At 59.8% G+C, this 26,547-nt stretch carries 26 protein-coding genes; 16 read left to right on the top strand and 10 right to left on the bottom strand.

All coding sequences use genetic code 11. The features are described 5' to 3' along the window. The first annotated feature begins 101 nt into the window (after positions 1 to 101). Entirely contained in the window at positions 102 to 1,064 is a 963-nt protein-coding gene (trxB, locus tag QYQ93_RS24250) for a thioredoxin-disulfide reductase (RefSeq protein ID WP_003194076.1), read from the top strand. Positions 1,065 to 1,188: 124 nt separating this feature from the next. Here the strand turns inward: trxB and QYQ93_RS24245 are convergent, their stop codons facing one another. From QYQ93_RS24245 to QYQ93_RS24220, 6 genes are read right to left on the bottom strand one after another with little or no spacing between them, the layout of a single operon-like run. Then, positions 1,189 to 1,530: a HopJ type III effector protein gene (locus tag QYQ93_RS24245; RefSeq protein ID WP_043046775.1), complete on the bottom strand. Its 342-nt coding sequence runs from the start codon at positions 1,528 to 1,530 to the stop codon at positions 1,189 to 1,191. Next, the gene (locus QYQ93_RS24240) at positions 1,523 to 1,819 is read right to left on the bottom strand and encodes a DUF1244 domain-containing protein (RefSeq protein ID WP_043046776.1); all 297 of its coding nucleotides are present in this window, start codon (positions 1,817 to 1,819) and stop codon (positions 1,523 to 1,525) included. The genes QYQ93_RS24245 and QYQ93_RS24240 overlap by 8 nt, the downstream gene beginning before the upstream one ends. A 24-nt stretch (positions 1,820 to 1,843) precedes the next feature. Further along, the gene (gene folX, locus QYQ93_RS24235; RefSeq protein WP_005791287.1) at positions 1,844 to 2,215 is read right to left on the bottom strand and encodes a dihydroneopterin triphosphate 2'-epimerase; all 372 of its coding nucleotides are present in this window, start codon (positions 2,213 to 2,215) and stop codon (positions 1,844 to 1,846) included. A 2-nt stretch (positions 2,216 to 2,217) separates the two neighbouring features. Beyond that, entirely contained in the window at positions 2,218 to 2,778 is a 561-nt protein-coding gene (folE, locus tag QYQ93_RS24230) for a GTP cyclohydrolase I FolE (RefSeq protein WP_043046777.1), read from the bottom strand. Between the two features lie 20 nt (positions 2,779 to 2,798). Beyond that, positions 2,799 to 3,509, bottom strand: coding sequence for a dihydromonapterin reductase (gene folM, locus QYQ93_RS24225; RefSeq protein ID WP_043046778.1), 711 nt, complete (start codon positions 3,507 to 3,509; stop codon positions 2,799 to 2,801). A gap of 56 nt (positions 3,510 to 3,565) precedes the next feature. Next, positions 3,566 to 4,123, bottom strand: a complete 558-nt coding sequence (locus tag QYQ93_RS24220) for an antibiotic biosynthesis monooxygenase (protein ID WP_043046779.1) — start codon at positions 4,121 to 4,123, stop codon at positions 3,566 to 3,568. 213 nt (positions 4,124 to 4,336) lie between these two features. On the opposite strand from QYQ93_RS24220, the gene QYQ93_RS24215 reads away from it, so the two are divergent. Continuing rightward, entirely contained in the window at positions 4,337 to 5,293 is a 957-nt protein-coding gene (locus QYQ93_RS24215; protein ID WP_338475630.1) for a MerR family transcriptional regulator, read from the top strand. Positions 5,294 to 5,295: 2 nt separating this feature from the next. Here the strand turns inward: QYQ93_RS24215 and QYQ93_RS24210 are convergent, their stop codons facing one another. Further along, a complete protein-coding gene (locus QYQ93_RS24210) occupies positions 5,296 to 5,901 on the bottom strand; it encodes a hypothetical protein (RefSeq protein ID WP_043046781.1) in 606 nt (201 codons plus the stop codon). A 58-nt stretch (positions 5,902 to 5,959) separates the two neighbouring features. Beyond that, positions 5,960 to 6,427 (bottom strand): PAS domain S-box protein, encoded by a 468-nt coding sequence (locus QYQ93_RS24205; RefSeq protein WP_043046782.1) that lies wholly within the window; start codon positions 6,425 to 6,427, stop codon positions 5,960 to 5,962. Positions 6,428 to 6,555: 128 nt separating this feature from the next. Here QYQ93_RS24205 and QYQ93_RS24200 point away from each other — a divergent pair, with 128 nt between their 5' ends. The 7 genes from QYQ93_RS24200 to QYQ93_RS24170 all read left to right on the top strand — a co-directional run bounded on the left by QYQ93_RS24200 (position 6,556) and on the right by QYQ93_RS24170 (position 16,236). Further along, entirely contained in the window at positions 6,556 to 7,011 is a 456-nt protein-coding gene (locus tag QYQ93_RS24200) for a flavodoxin (protein WP_043046783.1), read from the top strand. 191 nt (positions 7,012 to 7,202) lie between these two features. Next, entirely contained in the window at positions 7,203 to 7,985 is a 783-nt protein-coding gene (locus QYQ93_RS24195) for a class II aldolase/adducin family protein (protein ID WP_043046784.1), read from the top strand. Next, positions 7,985 to 8,887: an alpha/beta fold hydrolase gene (locus tag QYQ93_RS24190; protein ID WP_043046785.1), complete on the top strand. Its 903-nt coding sequence runs from the start codon at positions 7,985 to 7,987 to the stop codon at positions 8,885 to 8,887. The genes QYQ93_RS24195 and QYQ93_RS24190 overlap by 1 nt, the downstream gene beginning before the upstream one ends. Positions 8,888 to 9,003: 116 nt before the next feature. After that, on the top strand, positions 9,004 to 9,915 hold the full coding sequence (locus tag QYQ93_RS24185; RefSeq protein ID WP_043046786.1) for an SDR family oxidoreductase: 912 nt from the start codon (positions 9,004 to 9,006) through the stop codon (positions 9,913 to 9,915). 482 nt (positions 9,916 to 10,397) lie between these two features. After that, the gene (locus QYQ93_RS24180; protein ID WP_043046787.1) at positions 10,398 to 12,179 is read left to right on the top strand and encodes a DUF1302 domain-containing protein; all 1,782 of its coding nucleotides are present in this window, start codon (positions 10,398 to 10,400) and stop codon (positions 12,177 to 12,179) included. A gap of 26 nt (positions 12,180 to 12,205) precedes the next feature. Next, on the top strand, positions 12,206 to 13,564 hold the full coding sequence (locus QYQ93_RS24175) for a DUF1329 domain-containing protein (protein WP_043046788.1): 1,359 nt from the start codon (positions 12,206 to 12,208) through the stop codon (positions 13,562 to 13,564). A 176-nt stretch (positions 13,565 to 13,740) separates the two neighbouring features. Continuing rightward, positions 13,741 to 16,236, top strand: coding sequence for a LuxR C-terminal-related transcriptional regulator (locus QYQ93_RS24170; RefSeq protein ID WP_338475627.1), 2,496 nt, complete (start codon positions 13,741 to 13,743; stop codon positions 16,234 to 16,236). Here the strand turns inward: QYQ93_RS24170 and QYQ93_RS24165 are convergent. After that, positions 16,233 to 17,108 (bottom strand): AraC family transcriptional regulator, encoded by an 876-nt coding sequence (locus tag QYQ93_RS24165; RefSeq protein ID WP_338477290.1) that lies wholly within the window; start codon positions 17,106 to 17,108, stop codon positions 16,233 to 16,235. The two genes, QYQ93_RS24170 and QYQ93_RS24165, sit on opposite strands and share 4 nt — an antisense overlap. Positions 17,109 to 17,244: 136 nt before the next feature. Here QYQ93_RS24165 and QYQ93_RS24160 point away from each other — a divergent pair, with 136 nt between their 5' ends. After that, complete coding sequence (locus tag QYQ93_RS24160) at positions 17,245 to 18,147, top strand: DMT family transporter (protein ID WP_057013140.1); 903 nt, start codon at positions 17,245 to 17,247, stop codon at positions 18,145 to 18,147. A gap of 46 nt (positions 18,148 to 18,193) precedes the next feature. On the opposite strand, the gene norR is transcribed toward QYQ93_RS24160, so the two are convergent. After that, on the bottom strand, positions 18,194 to 19,738 hold the full coding sequence (gene norR / locus QYQ93_RS24155; RefSeq protein WP_338475626.1) for a nitric oxide reductase transcriptional regulator NorR: 1,545 nt from the start codon (positions 19,736 to 19,738) through the stop codon (positions 18,194 to 18,196). A gap of 147 nt (positions 19,739 to 19,885) precedes the next feature. On the opposite strand from norR, the gene hmpA reads away from it, so the two are divergent. The 6 genes from hmpA (at position 19,886) to cyoD (ending at position 26,546) form a co-directional block, all read left to right on the top strand. Continuing rightward, entirely contained in the window at positions 19,886 to 21,067 is a 1,182-nt protein-coding gene (gene hmpA, locus QYQ93_RS24150; RefSeq protein WP_338475624.1) for an NO-inducible flavohemoprotein, read from the top strand. Positions 21,068 to 21,312: 245 nt separating this feature from the next. Beyond that, complete coding sequence (locus tag QYQ93_RS24145; RefSeq protein WP_043046793.1) at positions 21,313 to 21,819, top strand: disulfide bond formation protein B; 507 nt, start codon at positions 21,313 to 21,315, stop codon at positions 21,817 to 21,819. A 792-nt stretch (positions 21,820 to 22,611) separates the two neighbouring features. Then, positions 22,612 to 23,553, top strand: coding sequence for a ubiquinol oxidase subunit II (gene cyoA, locus QYQ93_RS24135; protein WP_043046795.1), 942 nt, complete (start codon positions 22,612 to 22,614; stop codon positions 23,551 to 23,553). Between the two features lie 3 nt (positions 23,554 to 23,556). Next, the gene (cyoB, locus tag QYQ93_RS24130) at positions 23,557 to 25,575 is read left to right on the top strand and encodes a cytochrome o ubiquinol oxidase subunit I (protein ID WP_046069471.1); all 2,019 of its coding nucleotides are present in this window, start codon (positions 23,557 to 23,559) and stop codon (positions 25,573 to 25,575) included. 3 nt (positions 25,576 to 25,578) lie between these two features. Continuing rightward, a complete protein-coding gene (locus QYQ93_RS24125; protein ID WP_010206435.1) occupies positions 25,579 to 26,205 on the top strand; it encodes a cytochrome o ubiquinol oxidase subunit III in 627 nt (208 codons plus the stop codon). Next, a complete protein-coding gene (gene cyoD, locus QYQ93_RS24120; protein WP_010206434.1) occupies positions 26,205 to 26,546 on the top strand; it encodes a cytochrome o ubiquinol oxidase subunit IV in 342 nt (113 codons plus the stop codon). Before QYQ93_RS24125 ends, cyoD begins: the two co-directional genes overlap by 1 nt. Position 26,547: the final 1 nt, after the last annotated feature.

Genomic DNA, 26,547 nt, shown 5'->3' with positions numbered 1-26,547 from the left:
TTATTTTTCAGGACCTGGCGAGTCAAAGCCTTCCCCAAGTGCTTCGCGGTCCTTTTTTATTCCAGCCGCTCTGTGGTTCGAGCGGTCGATAGGAGTGAGTCATGTCTGATACCCGTCATTCCCGAGTGATTATTCTCGGATCCGGCCCTGCCGGTTACAGCGCTGCCGTTTACGCTGCCCGGGCCAATCTCAAGCCGCTGTTGATCACCGGCATGCAGGCGGGCGGCCAGTTGACCACCACCACGGAAGTCGACAACTGGCCGGGCGACGTCCACGGCCTGACGGGGCCGGTGCTCATGGAGCGTATGAAAGAGCACGCCGAGCGTTTTGAGACCGAGATCGTCTTCGACCACATCAACAAGGTCGATTTCTCGAAAAAGCCTTACAGCCTGACCGGCGACAGTGGCGTGTACACCTGTGACGCACTGATCATCGCCACCGGTGCCAGCGCGCGTTACCTGGGCCTGCCCTCGGAAGAAGCCTTCATGGGCAAGGGTGTTTCCGCCTGCGCCACCTGCGACGGTTTCTTCTACCGTAACAAGCCGGTTGCCGTGGTTGGCGGTGGTAATACCGCCGTGGAAGAGGCGCTGTACCTGGCTAACATCGCCAGCACCGTGACCCTGGTCCACCGCCGCGAGACCTTCCGCGCCGAAAAGATCCTGATCGACAAGCTGCACGCCCGGGTCGCTGAAGGCAAGATCATCCTCAAGCTCAACGCCACCTTGGACGAAGTCCTGGGCGACAACATGGGCGTGACCGGTGCTCGCCTGAAAAACAACGACGGCAGCTTCGACGAACTGAAAGTCGACGGCGTGTTCATCGCCATCGGCCACACCCCGAACACCTCGCTGTTCGAAGGCGTGCTGGAAGCCAAAGACGGCTATCTGGTGGTGCAGGGCGGTCGTGAAGGCAACGCTACCGCGACCAACATCGAAGGGATCTTCGCTGCCGGCGACGTGGCTGACCACGTCTATCGCCAGGCCATTACCTCGGCCGGCGCCGGTTGCATGGCGGCCCTGGATGCCGAGCGTTACCTCGACGGTTTGAAGGACGCTTCGTTCTAAACAACGCTGCAAAAAAATGTGGGAGGGGGCTTGCTCCCGATAGCGGGTTTTCAGCCAAGTATTAGTTAGCTGATACACCGCTATCGGGAGCAAGCCCCCTCCCACATTTGGATCTGTATTTGACTCAGGATTTGCGAGCCAGCGGCTGCGCGGCAAACTTAACCCTGGCCAAGCCATGGGCAATCAAAGCCCGAATATTGCCATGGTCACTGCCTTCAGGTGTCGCCACCACCGCGCGGTAATGCTCGCCAAACGCCAACAACGCTTCCTGATCGCTCAAGCCTTCCAGCAAGGCCAGGCCCAGAGTCTTGCACGAGCCTTCGTTTTGTCCGGCAGCATTTTCCACATCGCCATTGGTGAAAGCCTGCGGCTGGTAGTCGTAATTGGCCGCGACAAAGGCCAGGGTATCGGCAAATACGTGCTCGCCGCTGTCGAGGCTGGCACGCAGGGTATTCAAATCAGTCATGGGGTTTTCCTTTGGCAAACGCTGCTTGTTGGTCGGCGTTGGCTTCTTGCTGGTATTGGGCTTTCCACTCGGCATACGGCATGCCGTACACCACTTCACGGGCCTCATCGAGGCTGACGTCGATCTGGCGTTCGTCGGCCTCGGCCTTGTACCACTTGGACAGGCAGTTGCGACAGAAGCCGGCGAGGTTCATCAGGTCTATGTTCTGCACATCCTTGCGGCTGTCCAGGTGGGCTACCAGCCGGCGGAAGGCGGCGGCTTCGAGTTCGAGGCGTTGTTGGTCGTTCATAGGGCTCACTGCAGATTCAGGGGGTTAGCGGCTGGCCGCCAGGGTAATCGAAACCGATTCGGCAAAACGCAGCGCATGGGGCTTGTCCACTTCGACCTCGGCGTACAGCACCGACTCGTTGCTCATCACCAGGTCCAGCAGCTCCTGGGTCAGGCGCTCCAGCAGAGCGAAACGGTTGCCTTCGACATGGGCGATGATCGCCTTGGTGATGGTGCGGTAGTTCAGGGCGTGGTCTATATCGTTGTCGCGCACGGCTTCCTGGGCGGCGTACAGAATGGTCAGGTTGATCAGCACGTCCTGCTTATTGAGGATTTCGTCCTCGTTGATGCCGATAAAGGTGCGCAGCCGCAGGTCCTTGACCCGGATACGCGCCATGCCTGGTTGAAGTTGTGGCATTGCTACTTGCTCCGTCCAATCAGTTGCAGGAACTCCATGCGCGTGGTGTTCGATTCGCGGAAGGCGCCGAGCATCACCGAGGTGTTCATGGTTGAATTCTGTTTTTCCACGCCGCGCATCATCATGCACATGTGTTTGGCTTCGATCACCACAGCCACGCCGGCGGCCTGGGTCACGTCCTGGATCGCGTCGGCGATCTGGCGCGTGAGGTTTTCCTGGATCTGCAGGCGCCGGGCGAACATGTCCACGATGCGCGCCAGTTTCGACAGGCCCAGTACCTTGCCGGTCGGAATATAGGCCACATGGGCCTTGCCGATAAAGGGCAGCAGGTGATGCTCGCACAGCGAGTACAGCTCGATGTCCTTGAGGATCACCATTTCGTCATTATCGGAGGCGAACAGCGCGCCGTTGACGATTTCTTCCAGGTTCTGTTCGTAGCCATGACACAGGTACTGCATGGCCTGGGCGGCACGTTTTGGCGTATCGAGCAGGCCCTCGCGCTGCGGGTCTTCGCCCAAGCCCTTGAGGATTTCGCGATAGTGGTGGGGCAGGGATAAAGTCATGCAACATCCTCACAAACGGCTTACTTGATATGCCGCCCGCCGTTGACGGTCAGGGTGGTACCGGTGACATAGGGGTTGTCCAGCAGGTAGCGCACGCTCTGGTAGATCACCTCGGGCCCGGGCTCGATGCCCATGGCCGACTTGTCCAGGACCTTGGCGCGATAGGCCGCGTCATCGCCCTCATTGAACATCACCATCGCCGGAGCGATGCCATTGACCTTGATCAACGGCGCGAATTGCGCGGCAAACGACAACGTTAGGCTATCGAGCCCGGCCTTGGTGGCGCAGTAGGCAATGTGCTGGCGACTGCCCTTGCGCACCACATCATCGCTGATATGCACGATGTCGGCAGGTGTCGAGCGTTGCAGCAAGGGTGAACAATGCAGGTTGATCAGGTACGGCGCAAGCATGTGCACGCTGAACATGTCGATAAAGGCGCGGCTTTCGTCGCCCGGGGTTTCTGCGACCCATGCCGACGCGTTGTGAATGATCGCGCGCAGGCTTTGGGTGTGGGTGTGCAGTTCGGCAATAAAGGCAAGAATCCCGGCTTCGCTGGAGAAGTCGGCGAACACACCTATGGCACCCCGATCGCGCAGGGCCTGCACGCCGGGGCGTTCGCTGCGGTAGGTGAAAATCACCGATTGGCCCTCGCCCAGCAGGCGCTCGGCGCAATGCAGGCCGACCCGTTGGCCGGCACCGGTGATGAGGATCGGGGCGTTGGTTGCAATCATGGGAGGCTCAAGTCGCTGGCAGGCTGAAACTATACCAGCGCTCCCGCCCCCTGTACTCAAGCGGCGGCTTCGGCGACCTTGCGAGGAGTCGAGGGCTGTAGCCAGTTCGCCAGCAGATGGGTCGACAGCGGGATGAAGAGGTAAACCATCAACGGTGTCAGCGCAGCCGTGCTGACCAGTACCCGGCTGAACAAGTCCAACTCGTTGAGCAGCGGCCCCAGGCCGAAGTTGAACAGCAATGACACCGGGAAAAACGCCAGCCAGATCGCCACGGCCTGTTTCCAGCGTGGAGGGCGAGCACCCACGGCGCCAAACCAGCCATCGATACCGCTTACACGGTGCTCGGATGGGTCGGCAAACAGTTCGCTGCCGCGGCTCAGCCACGCGCTGCGTGAGGCGGAAAACTCCCAGGCGTGCAGGGTTTTTTCATCGGCGAAGCGGAAGATGATCTGGAATTCATCGTCATGGGCTGGCGGGGCCAGCACGCCGGAACCCAGGTAACCAGGGAAGTCAGTGGCCAATTGCTCGCCTTCGCGCAGCCAGGCCATCAATTCTTCGTACCGACCTTTGGCGACGCGGCGCGCAACCATCAAGGTGACGGGGGAGGTAGACATTGTGTATCTCCAAGTGATCAGGTGCGCTGGGCCGGGTAAGCGGCGCACGAACGAAGCTGCGGGGGTGATGCAGCGACGTAAAAAACAGGCAAGGATTATTCCTGTTTTGCCGAAATACGCCAGAAACTTCGGATGGATCGCCGTAGATCTTGAATCATGGGCTGCAATGGGCGTTAAATAAGATCCAACCCCACACGGATTTTTTGACCGCTGATGTCCGAAATCATTGCTCCTGTTCGAGAAGAGACACCCGACAGTCACGCTGACGCCGAGGGGCTGTTTCCGATTCGTGAAGTGGCAAGGCTCACCGGTGTAAACCCGGTGACACTGCGCGCCTGGGAGCGTCGCTATGGCTTGATTCAGCCGGTGCGCACTGAAAGTGGGCACCGGCTGTATTCAAGCACCGATATTGATACGGTTCATCGCATTCTCGACTGGATCGGGCGTGGCGTAGCGGTGAGCAAAGTGGGCAAGATCCTGGCGCGCGACCAACAGCCTGGCGAGCCCGCCACGGCGTCACGCAGTGATACCGAACTGGAGTGGCGCCAGTGGCAGACGCAGTTGAGGTTGGCAGTCAGCGCCTTTGATGATCGTGAGCTGGACCAGCTGTACGGCCAGATCTTCAGCGTCTACTCAACGACAGTGGTGTTTCAAGACATCATGATGCCGCTATGGCAGCAACTGTTACGTCACCAGGATCGCTTTGGCCAGGCCAGCGAGTGGCTGTTCTTCGACAACTTCCTGCGCACGCGCGCCCTGCGTTGCCTGCAAATGGCCTATGCGTCGCCAGTGCCCAGTGTGTTGTTGGCCGCGATTGCCGGAGAGTGCCGTGAACTGGAATTGCTGGTCGCAGGTTTATTGATGTCGAGCGACAAACTTGCAGTCAAGGTGCTGGGGGTGGGCCAGCCACTTGATGAATTGACGCTGATCTGCGAGAGAACCCGGCCGCAAGCCTTGGTGCTGTTTTCCAACCACGCACCCGGCTCAGAACTGCCTTCGCGGCTCAATCGCCTGGCATTGACACTCGATTGCCCGCTGCTGCTGGCTGGAGATGCCTCAGACCTGGCCGAACAAAGCCTGGCGGGCTCGTCGATTGGTTGCCTGGGCAATGACGGCCGGGTAATGCCGCGTCGCTTGCAGCAGTTTCTCAGCGGTCTCCTGGACAGCTGATCTCAGGCGTGCACCTGTGGATGGACCAGCCGGTGCTGGTGCAGAATGAACTGGCGCAGGCGCTCGATTTCACCGGCATCACTCTGGTTCAGGCGATAGGCGAACAGGCCTCGGGCGGTTTCACGCTCCAACGTACCACGCAGCGCGATACGTTCGTAGCCGGAGGGGCTGAACCAGAGGGAAAAGGTCTTGGGTGGGTTGGTCCGGCCACGCACTTCTACCAGCACACCCTTGAATGACACTTCGTGCACCCACAATGCGCTGGCGTAGCCCTTGACGTTCTCCAGTGCAACGGATGTTTCCAGGGCCAGCCGCCAGGGGCGGATCATCGGCCCGTCCTCGAAAATGCTCGGCACACCCAGGCGCAAATGCACGGCATGAAACTCGTCTTCCACCAGGTGCAGGGGGAAGGTCAGTTGCTGGTTGTCGAACTGCGCCTGGATGGTGACCTGGTCGTGAGCGGCCAGTCGGGTGAGCAAATCGCGAATCTGCGCGCCGCCATTGACTGTCAGGCTCGACCACGCATCCCGCAGGTTGAGCTGCGGGTTGTGCTGCATGTCCTGGATAAAATCCAGCTCGTCCTGCGTCAATAGGGTGTGGCGCTGCATTGATCTGACTCAAGGCTAAGGCATTAAAAAGCCATTATCGCTCTAAAGGCTGCATCTTTTACAGTTTGTTAATTCCGCTCGTCGCCTTGAGAGCCGCGAGCTCGGCTTTGAGTTCGGCCAATTGGGTTTCCAACTGGGCAGCGCGTTGCTGTGCCTTGACTTGAAGGGTGACGTCTTTTTGCACGCCGACGAAGTACGTCTGCTTATCGGCCTCGTTGTACACCGTCGAAAGCGATAGCTCATTCCAGAAGTGGCTGCCGTCCTTACGGTAATTGCGCAGGACCTCCCGGCATGTGCCACCGCTGTCGAGGGCTTCACGGATGGCCATCAGCGCCGGCTGGTCGCGGTCGCCCGACTGCAGGAAGCGGCAGTCCTGATACAGGATCTCGTCCAGGGTGTAGCCGGTCATCCGTTCGAAGGCCGGGTTGACGTAGATCAGCGGTTTGTCCTTGCCTTCGCGTTCGGCAACGACGATGCCGTCGTTGGAAGCATTGACGACCATTTGCAGCAGCTTGGCGTTAATCATTGAGCGGTCCATGGCTTGTTTTGACCCTGCAAGTTTATGGCAAGTCTTGAATGTTGCACGGTGCGCACTGAAATATTGGCACAGGCTGCTAATATCCCAGGCTTTGACTCAACTACAGGATCAGATTGATGAAAGTCGCCATCCTTTCCGGCTCGGTCTATGGCACGGCTGAAGAAGTCGCTCGCCATGCCGAAGAAATCCTCAAAGACGCCGGTTTTGAAGCCTGGCATAACCCTCGCGCGACCTTGGCCGACGTGCAGGCGTTTGGCCCTGAGGCCTTCCTGGCGGTGACCTCGACCACCGGCATGGGCGAGTTGCCCGACAATCTGCAACCCCTGTATTCGACCATTCGCGATCAACTGCCCGCTGCCTGGCGCGGCCTGCCCGGTGCGGTCATTGGCTTGGGCGATGCCAGTTATGGCGATACTTTCTGTGGTGGCGGGGAGCAGATGCGCGAATTGTTCGCTGAGTTGGGGGTACGTGAGGTGCTGCCGATGCTGCGCCTGGACGCCAGCGAAAGCGTCACCCCGGAAACCGATGCCGAGCCGTGGCTGGCCGAGCTGGTCACTGCACTGCGCGGTTGATCGCAGTCAGCGTCGTCAGTGAAGACCTGCCTTCATTGACGGCGTTTGCCTGACACGAATTTGTACTATTCTGTTGGCTGACTCGCTCAGTCATCAAGCTGGCTGCGAAGGCAACTCCTTCGGCCTCGGCGTCTGACTAGACTGGCTCTCACTTTCGACACAATAAAAAGTGCGCCAAGGAGGTCATTGCCGTGAGCCTAGCCCCCGCTTTATCGCCACAAAATGTCAAAGCCCAGGTCAGCGCTGCCGAATGGCAGACCCGCGTCGACCTGGCGGCCTGTTATCGCCTGGTGGCGATGCATGGCTGGGACGACCTGATCTTCACGCACATTTCTGCCAAGGTGCCAGGTACCGAGGACTTCCTGATCAACCCCTATGGGCTGATGTTCCACGAGATTACCGCCTCGAGCCTGGTCAAGGTCGACCAGGCCGGCAACAAGCAGATGGAAAGCCCCTACGAGATAAACCCAGCGGGCTACACCATCCACAGCGCCATCCACGAAGTGCGCCATGACGTGACGTGCGTGCTGCATACCCACACCGCTGCGGGCGTGGCGGTCTCTGCACAAAAGCAGGGGGTGTTGCCTATCAGCCAGCAATCGCTGTTCGTGCTGTCGAGCCTTGGCTATCACGCCTATGAAGGCGTGGCGCTCAATCACGAAGAAAAGGCGCGCCTGCAGGCGGACCTGGGCCACAACAATTTCCTGATGCTGCACAACCACGGCCTGCTGACCTGCGCCGGCACCATCGCCGACACCTTCCTGATGATGTTCACTTTCCAGCGCGCCTGCGAGATCCAGGTACTGGCGCAAAACGGCGCAACCGATCTGATTGCCATCGGGCCGCAGATTCTCGCCGGTGCCAAGGCGATGGTGGCAGCTGTCACAAAAAGCGCCCAAGGTATGGGCGGTGCGCTGGCTTGGCCGGCGCTGCTGCGCAAACTGGACCACCAGGACCCCGGATATAAAAGCTGATGCCACTTGCCGAGATACCACTCAGAGCCTGGCGCAAACGCGGCCAGGACTTCGTCTTTCGTGGCCATACCCTGCGTTACTGGGTGGCCGGGCAGGGCGAGCCATTGCTGCTGATTCATGGCTTCCCCACTGCCAGTTGGGATTGGCACTATCTGTGGCAGCCGTTGGCCCAGCGCCATTTAGTGATTGCCTGCGACATGCTCGGTTTTGGCGACTCGGCCAAGCCCCTGAATCACGACTATTGCCTGCTGGAACAAGCCGACTTGCAACAGGCGCTGCTTGATCACCTGCGAGTGGAGCAACCGGTGCATGTCCTGGCCCATGACTACGGTGACAGCATCGCCCAGGAATTACTCGCCCGGCATTACGAGGGGCGTTTCCAGATGGCCAGCTGTGTGTTCCTCAACGGCGGGCTGTTTCCGGAAACCCATCGGCCGACGTTGGTGCAAAAGTTATTGCTCAGCCCCCTGGGCTGGATGATTGGCCGGGCCTTTGGGCGTAATGCACTGGCCAGCAGTTTCAACCAGATCTTCGGCCCGCGCACACGCCCCAGTGAAAGCGCCCTGGACGATTTCTGGAGCCTGATCAGCGGCAACGATGGCCCACGCATCCTGCACAAGCTGATTGCCTACATTCCACAGCGCCATCGCCTGCGCGAGCGCTGGGTAGCTGCCATGCAGCAGGGCGGTGTAGCGTTGCGGGTGATCAATGGCGAGGTTGATCCTATTTCCGGCGCCCATATGGTCGAACGCTATCACCAACTGGTGCCCCACGCCGACACGGTACTGCTGGCCAATATTGGCCACTACCCGCAGATCGAGGCGCCGGTGCAGGTGCTCAAACACTACCAGGCGTTCCGTGATCGTCTCGGCCAGCCGGCGCCGCGTGCGGTCTTTTCCTGAAAAGGCATCATCCTGCTGCCTTATCGAGCACCATTCAGCCTCGGCCGTCTTTATTGTGACCAAAGGCGCTGTGCGTGACACTCTGGCTATTCCCATAGTCGCCAGCGGAGTTCGGTATGAGTGAATCAGTGCAGTTTCAGGATAAGGTCGTGATCGTCACCGGTGCCGGCGGTGGCCTGGGCCGTGCCCATGCGCTGCTGTTTGCCAAACACGGGGCCAAAGTGCTGGTTAATGACCTGGGTGGCTCAACCCAGGGTGAGGGCGCGAACGCCTCGGCGGCCGACCGCGTGGTCGCGGAGATTCGGGCGGCGGGGGGCATTGCCGAAGCCAACCATGATTCCGTCACCGACGGCGACAAGATCGTACAGAACGCCCTGGATGCATTCGGCCGTGTTGACGTAGTGGTCAACAATGCCGGGATTCTGCGCGACAAGACTTTCCACAAGATGGACGACAGCGACTGGGACCTGGTTTACCGGGTGCATGTCGAAGGTGCCTACAAAGTCACCCGCGCCGCCTGGCCCCATCTGCGCGAGCAGGGTTATGGCCGGGTAATCTTCACCGCCTCCACCTCTGGCATCTACGGCAATTTCGGTCAGTCCAACTACGGCATGGCCAAATTGGGCCTGTATGGCTTGACCCGTACGCTGGCGCTGGAAGGGCGCAAAAACAATATCCTGGTCAACGCCATTGCACCCACGGGAGGCACGCGCATGACCGAAGGGCTGATCCCGCCGCAGGTGTTCGAGCGGCTCAAGCCGGAGTTGGTCAGCCCGCTGGTGGTGTACCTGGGCAGTGAAGCCTGCGGGGAAACCGCGGGTTTGTTTGAAGTCGGTGGTGGTTGGATCGGCAAGACCCGCTGGGAGCGCAGCCTGGGGGTGGGCTTTGATCCTGAGGCGGGCTTCTCGCCGGATGATGTGGCAGCTCACTGGCAGCAGATCTGCGATTTTGAAGGGGCGGCACATCCCAGGGACAATATCGAGGCACTGAAGGAGATGATGGCTAACTTGCAGAAGTTCAGCCTCTGATCGTTGCTGGAAAACCACTGAATCCTACGGGGCGTCGATGACGCCCCGGTTTATTCCAGGCATAAAAAAGGCCGCTGCATAAGCAGCGGCCGAAGTAAGACGTTGGATCAAGGAGCGACAAATCAACGTCAGTGAACACCGGCAACAGACTGAATAAAGGATCAATCTGTTGTAAATAGGCTTTTTCTCCCAACCGTGGAAGCGGGCTGTTTGCCCTGAAAGCCAGGCAAGAATAATCGGTTGTAACAAAATGAGTAATAGCAGTTCAGGACAAGGACTGTTACATAAATGACAATAATTGTCCCCCGCCATCGATTCTCCTGATAGCCCCTTATCCGTCCAATCCATGCCTCCTGTGCAAACCCCGTCCTGCCGGGCTGTTCATCCTTTCGAGTGACAACACGAATACCTCCTTGGTGCGCTTATCCCTCCTCAAGGGCGGCAGTAGGGTGGGGCCTTCTGTCACTCACCGGGGAAGACGCATGACAAAAACAATAATGCGCGCCATCTTCACGCCACAGGCGCTGGCCACTGCAGTTGCGTTGGGTTGCTGTGCCCAGGCACAGGCTGTTTCGTTCAATATTGGCGAGATCGAAGGGCAATTCGACTCTTCGCTCTCGGTGGGCGCGAGCTGGGGCATGCGCGATGCCGACAAAAGCCTGGTCAGTACCGTCAACGGCGGCACCGGCCAGGCGTCTACCGGGGATGACGGGCGCCTCAACTTCAAGAAGGGCGAGACCTTTTCCAAGATCTTCAAGGGCCTGCACGACCTCGAGCTTAAATACGGCGATACCGGCGTATTCGTGCGTGGCAAGTACTGGTACGACTTCGAGCTCAAGGACGAAGACCGCGAGTTCAAGCAGATCAGCGACCACAACCGCAAGGAAGGCGCCAAATCCAGCGGCGCGCAGATCCTCGACGCCTTCGTCTACCACAACTACTCCCTGGGCGACCTGCCCGGTACCGTGCGCGCCGGCAAGCAGGTGGTCAGTTGGGGCGAAAGCACCTTCATCGGTAACTCCATCAACAGCATCAACCCCGTTGACGTCTCGGCGTTTCGCCGCCCAGGGGCCGAGATCAAGGAAGGGTTGATCCCGGTGAACATGCTGTTCGCATCACAAAGCCTGACCAACCAACTGACCGTGGAGGGTTTCTACCAGCTGGAATGGGACCAGACCGTGCTGGACAACTGCGGCACATTCTTCGGCGGGGATGTGGCGGCGGACGGTTGCACCGGTAACTACACGGTGGGTAACCCGGCGATTGCCCCTCTGCAGCCCATAGCAGCGGCACGTGGCCAAGGCTTTGTGGTGACCCGCGAAGGGGTGGTGGTGCAGCGTGCCGCCGACCGTGACGCACGAGACTCCGGCCAGTTTGGCGCGGCCTTGCGCTGGCTGGGTGATGACACTGAATACGGCCTGTACTTCATGAATTACCACAGCCGTACCCCGACCGTGGGCACGATCACCGCCAATACCAACCTTGCGACTATCGGCGCCATTGGTGCCGCTGCTCCGCCCGGCTTCGGGTCGGCCCTGGCCCAGAGCACCATGCTCGGCCGTGGCCAGTACTACCTGGATTACCCGGAAGATATCCGCCTGTTCGGTGCCAGTTTTTCTACCACCCTGCCTACCGGCACGGCCTGGACCGGCGAGATCAGCTATCGGCCGAATGCGCCGGTACAACTCAACACCACCGACCTGACGCTGGCACTGGTCAATCCGATTGCCGGCAATACCGCGTCGCCGATCCGCAGCGCGTTCGGCGCGGACAACAAAGGCTACCGCCGCAAGGAAATCACCCAGATCCAAAGCACCATGACCCAGTTCTTCGACCAGGTGCTGGGTGCCGAACGCCTGACGCTGGTTGGCGAGGCGGCGGTGGTGCATGTCGCGGGCCTGGAGGATAAAAGCAAGCTGCGTTACGGCCGCGACTCGGTGTACGGCGCCTACGGTTTCGAGGGCGACACTGACGGCTTCGTCACCTCCACCTCCTGGGGCTACCGCGCGCGGGCGATCCTCGACTACAACAACGCGATTGCTGGGGTGAACCTCAAGCCCAACCTGTCCTGGTCCCACGATGTGGCTGGCTACGGCCCCAACGGCCTGTTCAACAAAGGCGCCAAGGCCATCAGCGTCGGCGTGGATGCGGACTATCGCAGCACCTACACCGCCAGCCTCAGCTACACGGATTTTTTTGGTGGCGACTACAACACCCTGACCGACCGCGACTTCCTCGCCCTCAGCTTCGGCGTGAACTTCTGATCTGGATTAAAGAAGGACAAGACCCTATGCGTAAGATGATTGCAGTGATGGCCCTGAGTGTATTGGCCGCTAACGTAATGGCGGCGGTGTCGCCCGAAGAAGCCGCCAAGCTCGGCACCACCCTGACCCCGGTCGGCGCCGAGAAGGCCGGCAACGCCGATGGCTCGATCCCGGCCTGGACCGGCGGCATCCCGAAAAACGCCGGCGCGGTAGACAGCAAGGGCTTTCTCGCCGACCCCTTTGCCAATGAAAAACCACTGTTCGTGATCACGCCCGCCACCGTGGACAAGTACAAAGACAAACTCTCCGACGGTCAGGTGGCGATGTTCAAACGCTACCCCGAGACCTACAAGATTCCGGTCTACCCCAGTCATCGCACGGTCAATCTGCCGGCGGACATCTATGAGTCGATCAAGCGCAGCGCACTCAATGTGCATGCGATCAACGACGGCAACGGCCTGGAAAATTTCACCGGCAACCGTTACTACGCGTTCCCGATCCCGAAGAACGGTGTGGAGGTGCTGTGGAACCACATCACCCGTTATCACGGTGGCAACCTGCGCCGCATCATCACCCAGGCCACGCCGCAGACCAACGGCAGCTACACGCCGATCCGCTTCGAAGAAGAAGTCGCGGTGCCCCAGGCCATCGCGGATATCGACCAGGCCAAGGCGGCCAACGTGTTGAGTTACTTCAAGCAATCGGTCACCGCCCCGGCGCGGCTGGCAGGCAATGTGCTGCTGGTGCACGAAACCCTCGACCAGGTGAAGGAACCGCGCCTGGCCTGGATCTACAACGCCGGCCAGCGTCGTGTGCGGCGGGCGCCGCAGGTGTCCTATGACGGTCCGGGCACGGCCTCCGACGGCCTGCGCACCACCGACAACTTCGACATGTTCTCCGGCGCCCCCGACCGTTATGACTGGAAGCTGGTGGGCAAGAAGGAAATGTACATCCCCTATAACAGCTACAAACTCGACTCGCCAAGCCTCAAGTACGACGACATCATCAAGGCCGGGCATATCAACCAGGACCTGACCCGCTATGAGCTGCACCGCGTGTGGGAAGTGGTCGGCACCGTCAAGCCCAGCGAGCGGCACATCTACGCCAAGCGCCATATGTACATCGATGAAGACAGCTGGCAGGTCGCCCTGGTGGATCACTACGACGGTCGCGGCCAACTGTGGCGCGTCGCCGAGGGTCACGCGCAGTTCTACTACGACCACCAGGTGCCGGCCTACACCGTGGAAACCTTGTACGACCTCATCGCGGGACGCTATATCGCATTGGGCATGAAGAACGAAGAGAAGAGCAGCTTCGTATTCGGCTTCGCGGCCAAGGCGGCGGACTACACCCCGGCTGCACTGAGGTCGGCAGGCGTTCGATAGTACCTTTGTGAAATGCGATCAACGTGTGGGAGCGGGCTTGCCCCCCGATGGCGGCCTGACAGCCAACTGGGATGTCGGGTTTGTGCATGGTCACTAATCACCCCGCTGAATACTTCTTCAACAACCACCAACCACGGGTCTACGGTTGCATAACAATAAAAAAGCAGGATGCAGCAATGACCGCCATGACCCGCTGCCTGGACCGTCCTGGACTCATGCCAAGGCTGTCCGCTCACCACCTGTTGCGCCCACGCCTGGCTGGGCCGTTGCTTGCGGCGCAGGCGCGGGTGAGGTTGTTGTGCGCGCCTGGGGGCAGTGGCAAGAGTGCGCTGCTCGCCGAGTGTGCATTGCAGGCGCCCAAGGAGTGCCAGGTCTACTGGATGCCACTCAATGGCGCGGCGCTCACTCCCTTGGATTTCTGTACACGGCTGGCGCAATACCTGGGTCTGCGGTTTATCGACGAAGCCACATTGCTGCTTGACCTCAGCCGTTGGCCGAACCCCACGTGGCTGTTTCTCGATGATTTCTGTCGTCTGCCGGCACCCGAGCTGGACGCCTTGCTTGACCGTTTGCTCACCGCCAGCAGCCCGCACCTGACCTGGTGGCTGGGGGCCCGACGACGGCCGTTGTGCAACTGGCCACGCCTGTTGCTCGACGATGAATTGCTGGAGTGCAGTGAGTTGTCATTCAGCGCTGCGGAGATCCAGACGCTGCTCGCACCAGGGCAGAGCGTCGACAGCATTATGCAGTTCAGCGCCGGTTGGTGTGCCGGGGTACGTATTGCCTTGCTGGGCGACGGCCATCCCGACAAAACCTTGCTCGATTACCTGCAGCATGAGCTCTTCAACACCTTGCCGGCGCCGTTGGTGGACGCCTGGCGCGTGCTGGCCCATCTGCCACGTTTCAATCAAAGCTTGTGTGAGCATCTATTCGGCATTGACGACGGCGCTCAGTACTTGAACGAGTTGCAGACGCTCGGTGCGTTTACCCAGCCCTGGGAAGGCACCAGTGACTGGCTGCAAGTCTTCCCCCCGCTGGCACGGTTGATGCGCAACGCCCCCTGGCCGACCAAGCATTCATGGCACCGACGTGCGTGCCAGTGGTTTACTGCCCAAACCGACTGGCAAGCGGCCTTCGAGCAGGCGCTGCTGGCAGAGGAATACGAACTGGCGGTAAGCCTGTTGCAGCATTTCAGTTTCGAAGATTTGTTTCGCCAGCAAAACGCGGTGCTCCTGTTGCGCCTGCATGAGCAGCACGGCGATGAGTTGATGCTGGGGTCTGCGCAATTGGTGGGGTTGGTCACGGCGGCCTTGCTGTTTGCCGGGCGCTTCGAGCAGGCGGCGTTGTGTATCGACCAACTGGCCCGGTTTGCCCCCCAGCCGACGACCGCTGGGCAACGCTATCTGCTGGCGCGCTGGCAGGCCCAATGGGGCTGGCTGCTGCATTTGAGCGGCGATGCCGGACGCTCCCGCGAGCATTTCCTCGAAGCGTTGCAAGCCTTGCCTGAGAGTGCCTGGACGTCGCGCCTGATGTGCCTGTCGGGCCTGACCCAGCAAGCCTTGTTGCGCGGTGAGCTGGATGTCGCCCAAGCCTTGAACCGCGAAGCCCTGTGCCTGGCCCGTGCCCATGATTCGCTGGTGCTGGAGGCCCTGCTGGAGCTGGATCATGCTCAATTGCTGGAGCAGCGCGGCGCACCCTACCGGGCACAAAGCCTGTTGGAGACGGTGCAGGCGATGCTGGCTCGGCAGCGGCTCAAGGCCGGGCCATTGGTGGGGCGCATTGTGCTGCGTCGCGGCCACTTGGCCTTGCGGCAGGGCCAAGACAACTTGGCGGCCGAGTGTTTTGAAGCGGGCTTGACAATGTGCCTGCAGAGCCAGGACAAGCGCGTACTTTATGGTTTTCTTGGTCTGGCGCTGTTGGCTGCCAATCGTGGCGATTACGCCCGGGCCTTTATCCAGCTGCGTGACGCCGAGCGCCTGATGCAGCAGCGCCATGTGCCGGACACGGTGTATCGTGCGGTGCTGCTATTGGTCAGCGGGCACTTCTGGTTGCAGCAGGGACGTGCTGAATTGACGGTGCAAGCGGTGCGCCGGGTGTTGCGTCATTTTCGTGGGCCTTGCGCCAAGCAGGCGCCACCGGCCACCTTGGAGCTGATCCCGCGACTGGAATATTTACTGGTGTTGGCCGAGGTCAAGCTGGGCTGTGCCGAACAACCCATTACGCGGCTCAATGCCTTGCTCGACACCTCCCGGCAGCGCGGCATGCTCTGCCTGGAAACCGAACTGCACCTGGTGCTGGGAGAAGTGACCTGGCAGCTCGGTGACCCCGCCTTGGCTCGTCGGGCGTTGCAGGCCGGGTTGGCGCTGGCGGGGCGTTGCCAGGTGCAGCAGGCCATTCGCGAGTTGCGTTTGCGCGCCCCGGGGCTATTGAGTGAACTGGGCATGGAGCCACAGGCAGCGCCTGTCGGTGCCGTGGAAAACCCGCTGAGCCAGCGCGAGCTGCAAGTGCTGGAGTTGATCGCCCTCGGCAATTCCAACCTGGAAATCGCCGAGCGCCTGTATATTTCCCTGCATACCGTCAAGACCCACGCACGGCGTATCCACAGCAAACTCGGAGTGGAGCGACGCACCCAGGCGGTGGCTAAGGCCAAGACGCTGGGCTTGATGGTTTAGGCGCAGAAGGCCTGGCGGTATTCACTCGGGGTGGCGCCCATGGCTTGGCGAAAGCGCTGGTTGAAGTGGCTGGCGCTGGAGAAACCGCACAGCAGGGCAACCTCGCCCACGGGCAATGCGCTGCTGCGCAGCAAGGTCTGCGCCCGCACCAGGCGCCGTGCCAACAGGTATTGATGGGGCGGCAGGCCGAAGCTTTGTCGGAACATCCGGGCGAAATGGTATTCCGACAGGGCGCACTTCGCGGCCAGTTGGCCGAGGCTGATGGGGTCTTCGACGTGGTGGTCGATGTACTCCACCAACAGCCGCCGCTGGTGCGCCGCAAGTCCGCCCTTCAGGCGCAAGCCTTCGCGGGCGCCGACCTGGCTGAGCAGGGTATGGCTGAGCATTTCATGGGCCAGGCTGCTGGTCAGCAGGCGTTCACCGGGCTCGTGCCAGTTGAGGCCGACCAATTGGTGAAAGCGCCGGGCCTGGCGGGCATCTTCAAGGAAGGTGCCTTCCCGCAATTGCAGTGCACGCGGCTCGCGGTCGAGCAGGGTGATGCAGCCGAGGGCAAATTGTTCCGGGCTGAAATACACATGGGCCAGGCGAATCTCGCCATTGATCACCCAGGCCGATTGATGCTCGGCCGGCAGGATGCACAGCTTGTCGGGGCCGCCCTTGGTGCCCGGCCGCTCACGGCGAAACGTGCCGGTGCCGCCGCCGATATAGCACGACAAGGTGTGATGGCTGGGCGCCTGGTAATCCTGGGCGTCATGATGGTTGCTCCACACGGCCGCAGCCAAGCCATCACCCAGTTCCGCGCAGGCTTCCAGGTGCGCGTGGGGCGAACGGTTGAGGGACTGAAAGACTTGCAGGGATTGCAGCTCTGGCATGGTGTGTTCTCCGACACCTTGCATCCTACGCTCCACGGCTGGCGCTGTGAGCCCACCGCCCGACAAAAGCGCAAGAATGTGCAAGAGCCTTTCAAGGGGTGGAGGCGACACTGTGGCTCAATCGATGGAGCCCGCTATGAACCTTTTCCTGTATTTACTGACCGTGCTGATCTGGGGCACCACCTGGATCGCGCTCAAATGGCAGCTGGGCGTAGTTGCCATTCCTGTGTCGATCGTTTATCGCTTCGGCTTGGCTGCGCTGGTGCTGTTCGGGCTGTTGCTGCTCAGCGGCAAATTACAGGTGATGAACAGGCGCGGGCACCTGATCTGCCTGGCCCAAGGGCTGTGCCTGTTTTGCGTCAACTTCATGTGTTTTCTGACTGCCAGCCAGTGGATACCCAGCGGCCTGGTGGCGGTGGTGTTTTCCACGGCGACCTTGTGGAACGCTCTTAATGCCCGGGTGTTTTTCGGCCAGCGGGTTGCACGTAACGTGTTGATGGGCGGCGCGCTTGGGTTGCTGGGCCTGGGCTTTCTGTTCTGGCCCGAATTGGCCGGGCATACCGCCAGCCCGCAGACCTTGCTGGGTCTGGGCTTGGCGCTGCTGGGGACACTGTGTTTCTCGGCGGGCAATATGCTCTCGAGCCTGCAACAGAAGGCCGGGCTCAAGCCGTTGACCACCAACGCCTGGGGCATGGCCTATGGCGCGGCGATGTTGGCCACCTATTGCACGGTACGCGGTATTCCGTTCCAAATGGACTGGAGTGCACGGTATATCGGCGCCCTGTGGTACCTGGTGATCCCGGGGTCGGTCATCGGCTTTACGGCTTACCTCACCCTGGTTGGCCGCATGGGCCCGGAGAAAGCCGCGTATTGCACGGTATTGTTCCCGGTGGTGGCGTTGAATGTGTCGGCGTTTGCCGAGGGCTACCAGTGGACAGCGCCGGCTTTGGCAGGGCTTGTGTTGGTGATGCTGGGGAATGTGTTGGTGTTTCGTAAACCTAAGCCGGTAGCTCCGACGTTTCATGCGAAACAAATCTAATGTGGGAGGGGGCAAGCCCCTCCCACACTTTACTGAGTCGCCTGGTCTATTTGAGGCCCAGGCGCTTGGCCATGCGCCCAAGGTTGGCGCGGTCCAGACCCAGTTCCCGGGCGGCGCCGGCCCAATTGTGCTGATGACGTTCCAGGCAGGCGCTGATGACCTGGCGCTGGTAGTGCTCGGTGGCCTGGCGCAGGTCGCCAGTGGCCATGGGCACGGCTTCGACCGGTGCTTCGATCACCGTAGCGCTGACGTCGGGCAAGTCCAGGTCTTGGGCACTCAGGCTGAGAATTTTTGGGCGTTCGCGACAGCTACCCAGGGCTTTCAATGCGCTGCGACCGATCAGATGTTCCAGTTCGCGCACGTTGCCCGGCCAGTCATAGGCCAGCAGCGCCGCTTGGGCGTCGGCGGTCAGGCGCAAGCTGCCCAGGCCCATACGCGAGCGGTTCTGTTCGAGGAAAAAACCTGCCAATAGCAGCACATCACGCCCGCGCTCACGCAGTGCCGGCACTTGCAGCGGGTACACGCTTAAACGGTGATAGAAGTCGGCACGGTAACGCCCGTTGCGCACCTCTTCGGCGAGGTCGCGGTTGGTCGCGGCGATCAGGCGCACATCCACCTGGTGCTCCTTGTCTGACCCCAGGCGCTGCAACTGGCCGCTTTGCAGTACACGCAGCAGCTTTGCCTGCACGGTCAACGACAACTCGCCCACCTCATCGAGGAACAAAGTGCCGCCATTGGCCAGTTCGAATTTGCCCCGGCGCTCGTTCAGCGCCCCGGTAAAGGCGCCGCGCACATGGCCGAACAGCTCGCTTTCCACCAGGGTCTCGGGCAGGGCGGCGCAATTGAGACTGATCAACGGTTTGTCGGCGCGGGATGACGCCGCGTGAATCGCCTGGGCCACCAGCTCCTTGCCGACCCCGGTTTCGCCGGTGATCAGCACGGTCAGGTCGCTGCCACCCACCAGTTTGATTTCCTCAACCAGTCGTTTATGCGTCTTGCTCTGGCCGATCATTTCCTTGTGCTGCTGGCCGCTGGCCTGGCGATAGATCTCGGCGCGTTGGTGTTCGTCTTCCGCTCGCAGCGCCAGGCGCTCGATGCGCTGCGCGACATTGACCGTGGCCGCGGCGAGGCTGGCGAAGGCTTGCAAAGCGTCCAGTTCGACCCGTTCAAAGCGCTCGGTGTCGAGGGCGTCCAGGGTCAGCAGGCCCCAGGGCCGATCGTCGATAAACAGCGGGCAGCCCATGCAGTCGTGGACTTCCAGATGCCCGTGCAAACCGGCGACCAGGCCGTCATAGGGGTCGGGCAATTGGCTGTCACTGTCGAAGCGGGTAGGGCTGGGGCTGCTCAGTAGTATCTCGAAACGCGGGTGTTCGCTGATCTTGAAGCGTCGGCCCAGGGTGTCGGGGCTCAAGCCATCCACGGCCAGCGGCACCAGCCACTCACCGTCCAGGCGCAGCAACGCGGCGGCGTCACAGGGCAGCAGGGCGCGCATGGCCTGCAGCAGGCGTCGGTAACGCTCGCCTTCGGGCAATTCCCGCGACAGGTCGGCAACCAGCGGCAGCAGGGTGGTGAGTAAAGGTTGTGCAGTCATAATGACTCCTTGTAGTCCTTATGACTATAAAGCGTAGGAAGTCATTTTGACTAGATTGTATTTTATCCATTGAAAATAAAGGTTTTTTTAGTTGGCACGAATACTGAGTACTAAAGGGTAATGAGTAAAAAGACCTAGGAGTCTCCCATGCTTAGTGCCCAAGACCGTGCAATCGTCAAATCCACCGTGCCTCTGCTGGAAAGTGGTGGCGAAGCGCTGATCACCCATTTCTACCGCATGATGCTCTCCGAGTACCCCGAAGTGCGCCCGCTGTTCAACCAGGCTCACCAGGCCAGTGGCGACCAACCCCGCGCCCTGGCCAATGGGGTGCTGATGTATGCGCGCCATATTGACCAGTTGGACCAATTGGGCGATCTGGTGGCCAAGATCATCAACAAGCACGTGGCCTTGCAGATCCTGCCCGAGCATTACCCCATCGTCGGTGCCTGCCTGCTGCGAGCTATTTCCGAAGTGTTGGGCAGCGAAATTGCCACTCCTGAGGTAATGAGCGCCTGGGGCGCGGCCTACGGTCAGCTGGCGGACATCCTGATCGGCGCCGAGGCGGCCATCTACGATGAAAAAGCCCAGGCGCCCGGCGGCTGGCGCGGTGCGCGGCCGTTCCTTTTGGTCAAGCGCGTGGAAGAGAGCGACGAGATCACCTCGTTCTACTTCGCCCCGGTGGATAACGGCCCGATCCTGGCCGCCACACCTGGCCAGTACATCGGCCTGAAACTGCTGCTCGATGGCGAAGAGGTGCGTCGCAACTATTCCCTGTCGGCCCTCACCGATAACGGCATGTACCGCATCAGCGTCAAGCGCGAAGCCGGTGGGCGGGTGTCCAACTACCTGCATGACCAGATGCACGTCGGCGCCACCATTGACCTGTTTCCACCGTCGGGCGAGTTCACCCTGGCCGCCAGTGATAAACCGCTGGTGCTGATCAGCGGCGGGGTGGGTATCACCCCAACCCTGCCGATGCTCGAAGCGGCCCTGGCGACCCAGCGCCCGGTGCATTTTATCCACTGCGCCCGTAATGGCGGGGTGCATGCGTTCCGTGACTGGGTAGACAGCCTGGCGGCCCAGCATCCGCAGCTCAAGCGTTTCTACTGCTATGCCGAGGATGACGGTATCAGCCCTGCGGCGGACAAGGTTGGAATGCTGAACCAGGAGCAGTTGGCGGCCTGGTTGCCTGAGCAGCGGGATGTCGATGCGTACTTCCTGGGGCCCAAGGGGTTCATGGCGGCGATCAAGCGGCACCTGAAGGCGCTGGGCGTACCGGATAAGCAGGCGCGCTATGAGTTCTTCGGCCCGGCTGCGGCGCTGGAATAATCTTTTTGTAGCGGCACTATCCCAATGTGGGAGGGGCGGTGCGACGATTCGACTTGCTCCCGATGGCGGTGGGCCACTACCTCTATGCTGACTGATACACCTATATCGGGAGCAAGCCCCCTCCCACATTAAGTGCGCTATTTTTCCTGATTAATCTGCTGTTAACCCCTCTCTGTTTAAACCACTGCCTGTGTGTAAACTTGTTGCTATCAGGCACAACCATAATCAGGCAAAGGGAAAACGGGATGATTGACGATATGCGTTTGGGCAGGGAGCGGCGCTTTCTGGTGTTGCTGGGCATCATCTGCCTGGCGCTGATTGGCGGGGCGCTGTACATGCAAGTGGTGCTGGGCGAAGCACCATGCCCGCTGTGCATCCTGCAACGCTACGCCTTGCTGCTGATCGCACTCTTCGCGTTCATCGGGGCGGCCATGCGCACCAAAGGGGCGGTCACGGTTTTCGAAGGGCTGGTCGTGCTCAGTGCCCTGGGTGGAGTGGCTGCTGCCGGCCACCATGTGTACACCCAGTTCTTTCCCCAAGTCAGTTGCGGCGTTGATGTGTTGCAACCGATCGTCGATGACTTGCCCCTGGCCAAGGTTTTCCCTCTGGGCTTCCAGGTCGACGGCTTCTGCAGCACGCCTTACCCGCCGATACTCGGCCTTTCCCTGGCCCAATGGGCGCTGGTGGCGTTCGTGCTGACGGTGATCCTGGTGCCGCTGTGCATCTATCGCAATCGTCATCCCAAAGCCTGAGCCTTCGTTCCATTAAGACGCTCCGCCCTTCTCATGAAGGCCGGAGCGTTTTTGTTTGTAGGGATTTGTGAAAGCGCCGTGACGAGGAGCAACTTAAGGTGCGCGCAGTGTGCGACATGTTGTCACACGGACGCTGTCGCAGGACGTTTCTGACCCGTGAAATCGGCGCTTAAATTTGCACCCGGCGCACAAATTGTGCTGTCAGTTCGTGGTGCGAACGGCGCCGCGCCGCGCCTGTGGTCCTGGCGCTCAATGGATCTATGAATGCCTTGTTTTATGGGGACTTGGATAGCTTCGGCATGCCCTTACAGGCTGTAAGGGAAGTGGCAATCTGCCCAATAACACGGCAATTTTTGTGGTTTTTGTTGAGAATCGAACGCGATAAGATCGCGAATCTTTGCAAGTTTGGTGAAGCATTGTTGCTGGAATCGATAAAAATTATTTCTTTATAAGACATGGTTTATACATCGCTAGCTAACTACAATCGCCCGCACTGAATGTCCGGTGCTGTTCAATCTTTGAGCATTGGAGCGGTCGAGGGGCAGATGGAAGGCTCTGTGCGACCCCAGGTTCCGGCAGCCTTTCAACTATCCGCACCAAATGGAATTGGTCTGTAACAAGGCCTTTAGCCACGAAATCGAATAAGAACTCACTGCTGGTCCGTGCAACGTAGAGTCATGACGTGTCGGGCAGGCTCTTATTCAATCGAAGAGAAATGCCAACCCTTGGCAGGGTGAAGTGTTGGCGATCAAAACCCAACTGCATTGCGCAAGCTGCTTTAGAGGTCGTGAGATGAGTAAAAACAGGTACCCCCGATTACTAGGCTTTTTGCCGCTGCTTGGCATGATGTTAATGCTGGGAGGCTGCAAGTGGACCTTGATGGACCCAAAAGGACAGATCGGTCTGGATCAACGAAACCTGATCATCACCGCCACCCTGCTGATGCTGTTGGTCGTGGTGCCTGTGATCATCATGACGTTCGCCTTCGCCTGGAAATATCGCGCGTCGAACACCAAGGCGACCTACGCGCCTAAGTGGTCGCACTCCACCAAGATCGAAATTGCGGTGTGGCTGGTACCGATCCTCATCATCATCGCCCTGGGTTACATCACCTATAAGTCGACCCACGAGCTGGACCCGTACCGTCCGCTGGAATCCGATGTCAAGCCGATCAATATCGAAGTGGTCGCGCTGGACTGGAAGTGGCTGTTCATCTACCCGGACCTGGGTATCGCCACGGTCAACGAGATCCGTTTCCCGGAGAACACCCCGCTTAACTTCCGGATCACCTCCGACGCCGTGATGAACTCGTTCTTCATCCCAGCCCTGGGCGGCCAGATCTACGCGATGGCAGGCATGCAGACCCGCCTGCACCTGATCGCCAACGAAAAAGCTGAAATGGAAGGCATCTCCGCGAACTACAGCGGCGCTGGCTTCACCGGCATGAAATTCAAAGCGATCTCGACGAGCCAGGACGATTTCAACGCCTGGGTAGCCGAAGTCAAGGCCGCACCTAAACAGCTTGATCAAGCTGAATACGACGCCCTGACCAAACCAAGCCAGAACAACCCAGTCGCCCTGTACTCCACGTATGAGCCGAACCTGTTTCAGAAAATCGTCGACAAGTACGAAGGTATGAAGCCAGGCAAGCCGGTCAAGCACGAGAAGAAAGAAGTGGCCGCGGTTGAAGGTTCTGATACAGGCGCGCATTCAACTGCTGGGGCAGAGGAGTAAACGATGTTTGGTAAATTAAGTTGGGACGCGGTCCCATTCCACGAGCCGATCGTAATGGTGACTATCGCCATGATCGCGCTGGGTGGTTTGGCGCTGGTTGCAGGTATCACCTATTTCAAGAAATGGTCCTACCTGTGGACCGAGTGGCTGACCTCGGTCGACCACAAAAAAATCGGCGTCATGTACGTCATCGTTGCCATGGTCATGCTGCTGCGTGGTTTTGCCGACGCCATCATGATGCGTACCCAGTTGGCCATGGCCACCGAGGGTTCGCCTGGCTACCTGCCACCTGAACACTATGACCAGATCTTCACCGCCCACGGTGTGATCATGATCATCTTCATGGCGATGCCTTTCTTCACCGGCTTGATGAACCTGGCCTTGCCGCTGCAGATCGGTGCGCGCGACGTTGCCTACCCGTTCCTGAACTCCCTGAGCTTCTGGCTGCTGGTGTCCGGCGTGGTGCTGATCAACGTGTCCCTGGGCGTCGGCGAATTCGCCAAGACCGGTTGGGTTGCTTATCCGCCATTGTCGGGCTTGCAATACAGTCCGGGCGTGGGTGTGGACTACTACATCTGGGCGCTACAGTTATCAGGACTAGGGACGACATTGACGGGGGTCAACTTCCTGGCCACCGTCCTGAAAATGCGCGCCCCTGGCATGAAACTGATGGACATGCCGATCTTCACCTGGACCTGCACCTGGGCAAACGTACTGATCGTGGCTTCGTTCCCGATCCTGGCCGCTACCATGGCGCTGCTGTCGCTTGACCGTTACCTGGATTTCCACATTTTCACCAATGAACTTGGTGGCAATCCAATGATGTACGTGAACCTGTTCTGGGCATGGGGTCACCCTGAGGTGTACATCCTGATCCTGCCAGCGTTCGGTATCTTCTCCGAAGTGATCTCGACCTTTACCGGCAAGCGCCTGTTCGGTCACCACTCGATGGTCTACGCATCGGGCGCGATCTCTGTACTGGGCTTCATGGTTTGGCTGCACCACTTCTTCACCATGGGTTCGGGGGCCAGCGTCAACGCCTTCTTCGGCCTGGCGACGATGCTGATTTCCATTCCGACGGGGGTGAAGCTATTCAACTGGCTGTTCACCATCTACCACGGTCGTCTGCGCATGACCAGCCAGGTCCTGTGGACCCTGGGCTTCATGGTGACCTTCGCCATCGGCGGCATGACCGGCGTACTGCTGGCCATCCCGGGTGCTGACTTCGTCCTGCACAACAGCCTGTTCGTGATCGCGCACTTCCACAACGTGATCATCGGTGGTGCGGTATTCGGTTACATCGCAGGTTTCAGCTTCTACTTCCCGAAAGCGTTCGGCTTCAAGCTGCACGAAGGCTGGGGCAAGGCTGCATTCTGGTTCTGGATCTCGGGCTTCTTCGTCGCGTTCATGCCGCTCTATGCACTGGGCTTCATGGGCATGACCCGTCGTCTGAACGCTACTACCAACCCTGAGTGGGTACCGTACCTGTACGTTGCCATGTTCGGTGCGGTGATGATCGCCGTGGGTATCGCCTGCCAGTTGATCCAGCTGTACGTGAGCGTCCGTGACCGTAAGCAGAACGCTTGCGAATCCGGCGACCCATGGAACGGCCACACCCTGGAATGGTCGACCTCGTCGCCACCACCGTTCTACAACTTCGCCGTGATCCCGACTGCGAACACCATCGATGCGTTCACCGAAGCCAAGGAAGACGGTACTGCGTACCAGAAGCCCAAGCACTACGAACCGATCCACATGCCAAGCAACACCGCCACTGGTGTGGTGATGGGCGCGCTGTTGACCGTGTTCGGTTTCGCGATGATCTGGCACATCTGGTGGCTGGCAATCGCGAGCCTGGTGGGCACTATCGGTTACTTCATCATTCACGCTGCCCGTGATGATCAAGGCTACATGGTGCCGGTCGAAACGATCGAACGCATCGAAGCCGAGCAGCACGCTCGCCTGGTAGCCGAGAAGAAGATCCCGGCCAACCGTGTAGAAACCTCGTTGGAACAGGCTTAAACCATGTCGAACTTAGTGACCAATGCTGGACACGCCCATGTCGATGACCATGGGCACGATGACCATCACCACGACTCGGGGCCAATGACCGTCTTCGGTTTCTGGCTCTACCTGATGACCGACTGCATCTTGTTTGCGTCGATCTTCGCGGTGTACGCGGTACTGGTAAACAACGTAGCGGGTGGCCCGTCGGGCCACGACATCTTCGAACTGCCTTACGTGCTCGGCGAAACTGCCTTGCTGTTGTTCAGTTCGATCACCTACGGCTTCGCCATGTTGGCCTTCTACAAGGGCAACAAGAAGGGCGTACTGAGCTGGTTGGCACTGACCTTCCTGTTCGGCCTGGGCTTCATCGGCATGGAGATCAACGAGTTCCACCTGCTGATCTCCGAAGGCTACGGCCCGCACCGTTCCGGTTTCCTGTCGGCGTTCTTCACGCTGGTCGGCACCCACGGTCTGCACGTGACTGCCGGCCTGCTGTGGATGGCGGTGATGATGTATCAGGTCAATAAGCACGGCCTGACCAACACCAACAAGACTCGCCTGAGCTGCCTGAGCCTGTTCTGGCACTTCCTGGACGTGGTCTGGATCTGCGTCTTCACCGTTGTTTACCTGATGGGGACTCTGTAATGGCTAATGCACACTCCCATGACCATGACAGCCATGATGCGAGCCACGGCAGCGTTAAGTCCTACGCTATCGGCTTCATCCTGTCGGTAATCCTGACGCTCATCCCGTTCGGTCTGGTGATGTACCCGACCCTGCCGAAGTCGATCACCTTGATGATCGTGCTGGCGTTCGCGGTGATTCAGGTGCTGGTTCACCTGGTGTACTTCCTGCACCTGGATCGTTCCAAGGAGCAGCGCGATAACGTGATTGCGTTCGTGTTCGCAGGCTTAGTAATCCTGCTGCTGGTTGGCCTGTCGATATGGATCATGTTCAGCATCCATACGTTCATGATGGCGAAGTGAG

Source organism: Pseudomonas khavaziana, assembly GCF_036704165.1.
In the GTDB taxonomy this organism is placed as follows: domain Bacteria; phylum Pseudomonadota; class Gammaproteobacteria; order Pseudomonadales; family Pseudomonadaceae; genus Aquipseudomonas; species Aquipseudomonas khavaziana.
The sequence above is the reverse complement of the archived record's forward strand: the minus strand, read 5'-3'. Positions and strand labels throughout refer to the sequence as shown.

What these genes read in the sequence shown, in the direction of transcription:
- QYQ93_RS24175 (WP_043046788.1), top strand. Translation starts at nt 12,206, where the DNA reads ATGCGTAAGATGATTGCAGTGATGGCCCTGAGTGTATTGGCCGCTAAC.
- QYQ93_RS24145 (WP_043046793.1), top strand. Translation starts at nt 21,313, where the DNA reads ATGATTGACGATATGCGTTTGGGCAGGGAGCGGCGCTTTCTGGTGTTG.
- QYQ93_RS24215 (WP_338475630.1), top strand. Translation starts at nt 4,337, where the DNA reads ATGTCCGAAATCATTGCTCCTGTTCGAGAAGAGACACCCGACAGTCAC.
- QYQ93_RS24160 (WP_057013140.1), top strand. Translation starts at nt 17,245, where the DNA reads ATGAACCTTTTCCTGTATTTACTGACCGTGCTGATCTGGGGCACCACC.
- QYQ93_RS24180 (WP_043046787.1), top strand. Translation starts at nt 10,398, where the DNA reads ATGACAAAAACAATAATGCGCGCCATCTTCACGCCACAGGCGCTGGCC.
- folE (WP_043046777.1), bottom strand. Translation starts at nt 2,778, where the DNA reads ATGACTTTATCCCTGCCCCACCACTATCGCGAAATCCTCAAGGGCTTG.
- cyoB (WP_046069471.1), top strand. Translation starts at nt 23,557, where the DNA reads ATGTTTGGTAAATTAAGTTGGGACGCGGTCCCATTCCACGAGCCGATC.
- QYQ93_RS24240 (WP_043046776.1), bottom strand. Translation starts at nt 1,819, where the DNA reads ATGAACGACCAACAACGCCTCGAACTCGAAGCCGCCGCCTTCCGCCGG.
- QYQ93_RS24205 (WP_043046782.1), bottom strand. Translation starts at nt 6,427, where the DNA reads ATGATTAACGCCAAGCTGCTGCAAATGGTCGTCAATGCTTCCAACGAC.
- QYQ93_RS24125 (WP_010206435.1), top strand. Translation starts at nt 25,579, where the DNA reads ATGTCGAACTTAGTGACCAATGCTGGACACGCCCATGTCGATGACCAT.
- QYQ93_RS24220 (WP_043046779.1), bottom strand. Translation starts at nt 4,123, where the DNA reads ATGTCTACCTCCCCCGTCACCTTGATGGTTGCGCGCCGCGTCGCCAAA.
- norR (WP_338475626.1), bottom strand. Translation starts at nt 19,738, where the DNA reads ATGACTGCACAACCTTTACTCACCACCCTGCTGCCGCTGGTTGCCGAC.
- folM (WP_043046778.1), bottom strand. Translation starts at nt 3,509, where the DNA reads ATGATTGCAACCAACGCCCCGATCCTCATCACCGGTGCCGGCCAACGG.
- QYQ93_RS24245 (WP_043046775.1), bottom strand. Translation starts at nt 1,530, where the DNA reads ATGACTGATTTGAATACCCTGCGTGCCAGCCTCGACAGCGGCGAGCAC.
- QYQ93_RS24190 (WP_043046785.1), top strand. Translation starts at nt 7,985, where the DNA reads ATGCCACTTGCCGAGATACCACTCAGAGCCTGGCGCAAACGCGGCCAG.
- folX (WP_005791287.1), bottom strand. Translation starts at nt 2,215, where the DNA reads ATGCCACAACTTCAACCAGGCATGGCGCGTATCCGGGTCAAGGACCTG.
- QYQ93_RS24165 (WP_338477290.1), bottom strand. Translation starts at nt 17,108, where the DNA reads ATGCCAGAGCTGCAATCCCTGCAAGTCTTTCAGTCCCTCAACCGTTCG.
- trxB (WP_003194076.1), top strand. Translation starts at nt 102, where the DNA reads ATGTCTGATACCCGTCATTCCCGAGTGATTATTCTCGGATCCGGCCCT.
- cyoD (WP_010206434.1), top strand. Translation starts at nt 26,205, where the DNA reads ATGGCTAATGCACACTCCCATGACCATGACAGCCATGATGCGAGCCAC.
- hmpA (WP_338475624.1), top strand. Translation starts at nt 19,886, where the DNA reads ATGCTTAGTGCCCAAGACCGTGCAATCGTCAAATCCACCGTGCCTCTG.
- cyoA (WP_043046795.1), top strand. Translation starts at nt 22,612, where the DNA reads ATGAGTAAAAACAGGTACCCCCGATTACTAGGCTTTTTGCCGCTGCTT.
- QYQ93_RS24200 (WP_043046783.1), top strand. Translation starts at nt 6,556, where the DNA reads ATGAAAGTCGCCATCCTTTCCGGCTCGGTCTATGGCACGGCTGAAGAA.
- QYQ93_RS24170 (WP_338475627.1), top strand. Translation starts at nt 13,741, where the DNA reads ATGACCGCCATGACCCGCTGCCTGGACCGTCCTGGACTCATGCCAAGG.
- QYQ93_RS24210 (WP_043046781.1), bottom strand. Translation starts at nt 5,901, where the DNA reads ATGCAGCGCCACACCCTATTGACGCAGGACGAGCTGGATTTTATCCAG.
- QYQ93_RS24185 (WP_043046786.1), top strand. Translation starts at nt 9,004, where the DNA reads ATGAGTGAATCAGTGCAGTTTCAGGATAAGGTCGTGATCGTCACCGGT.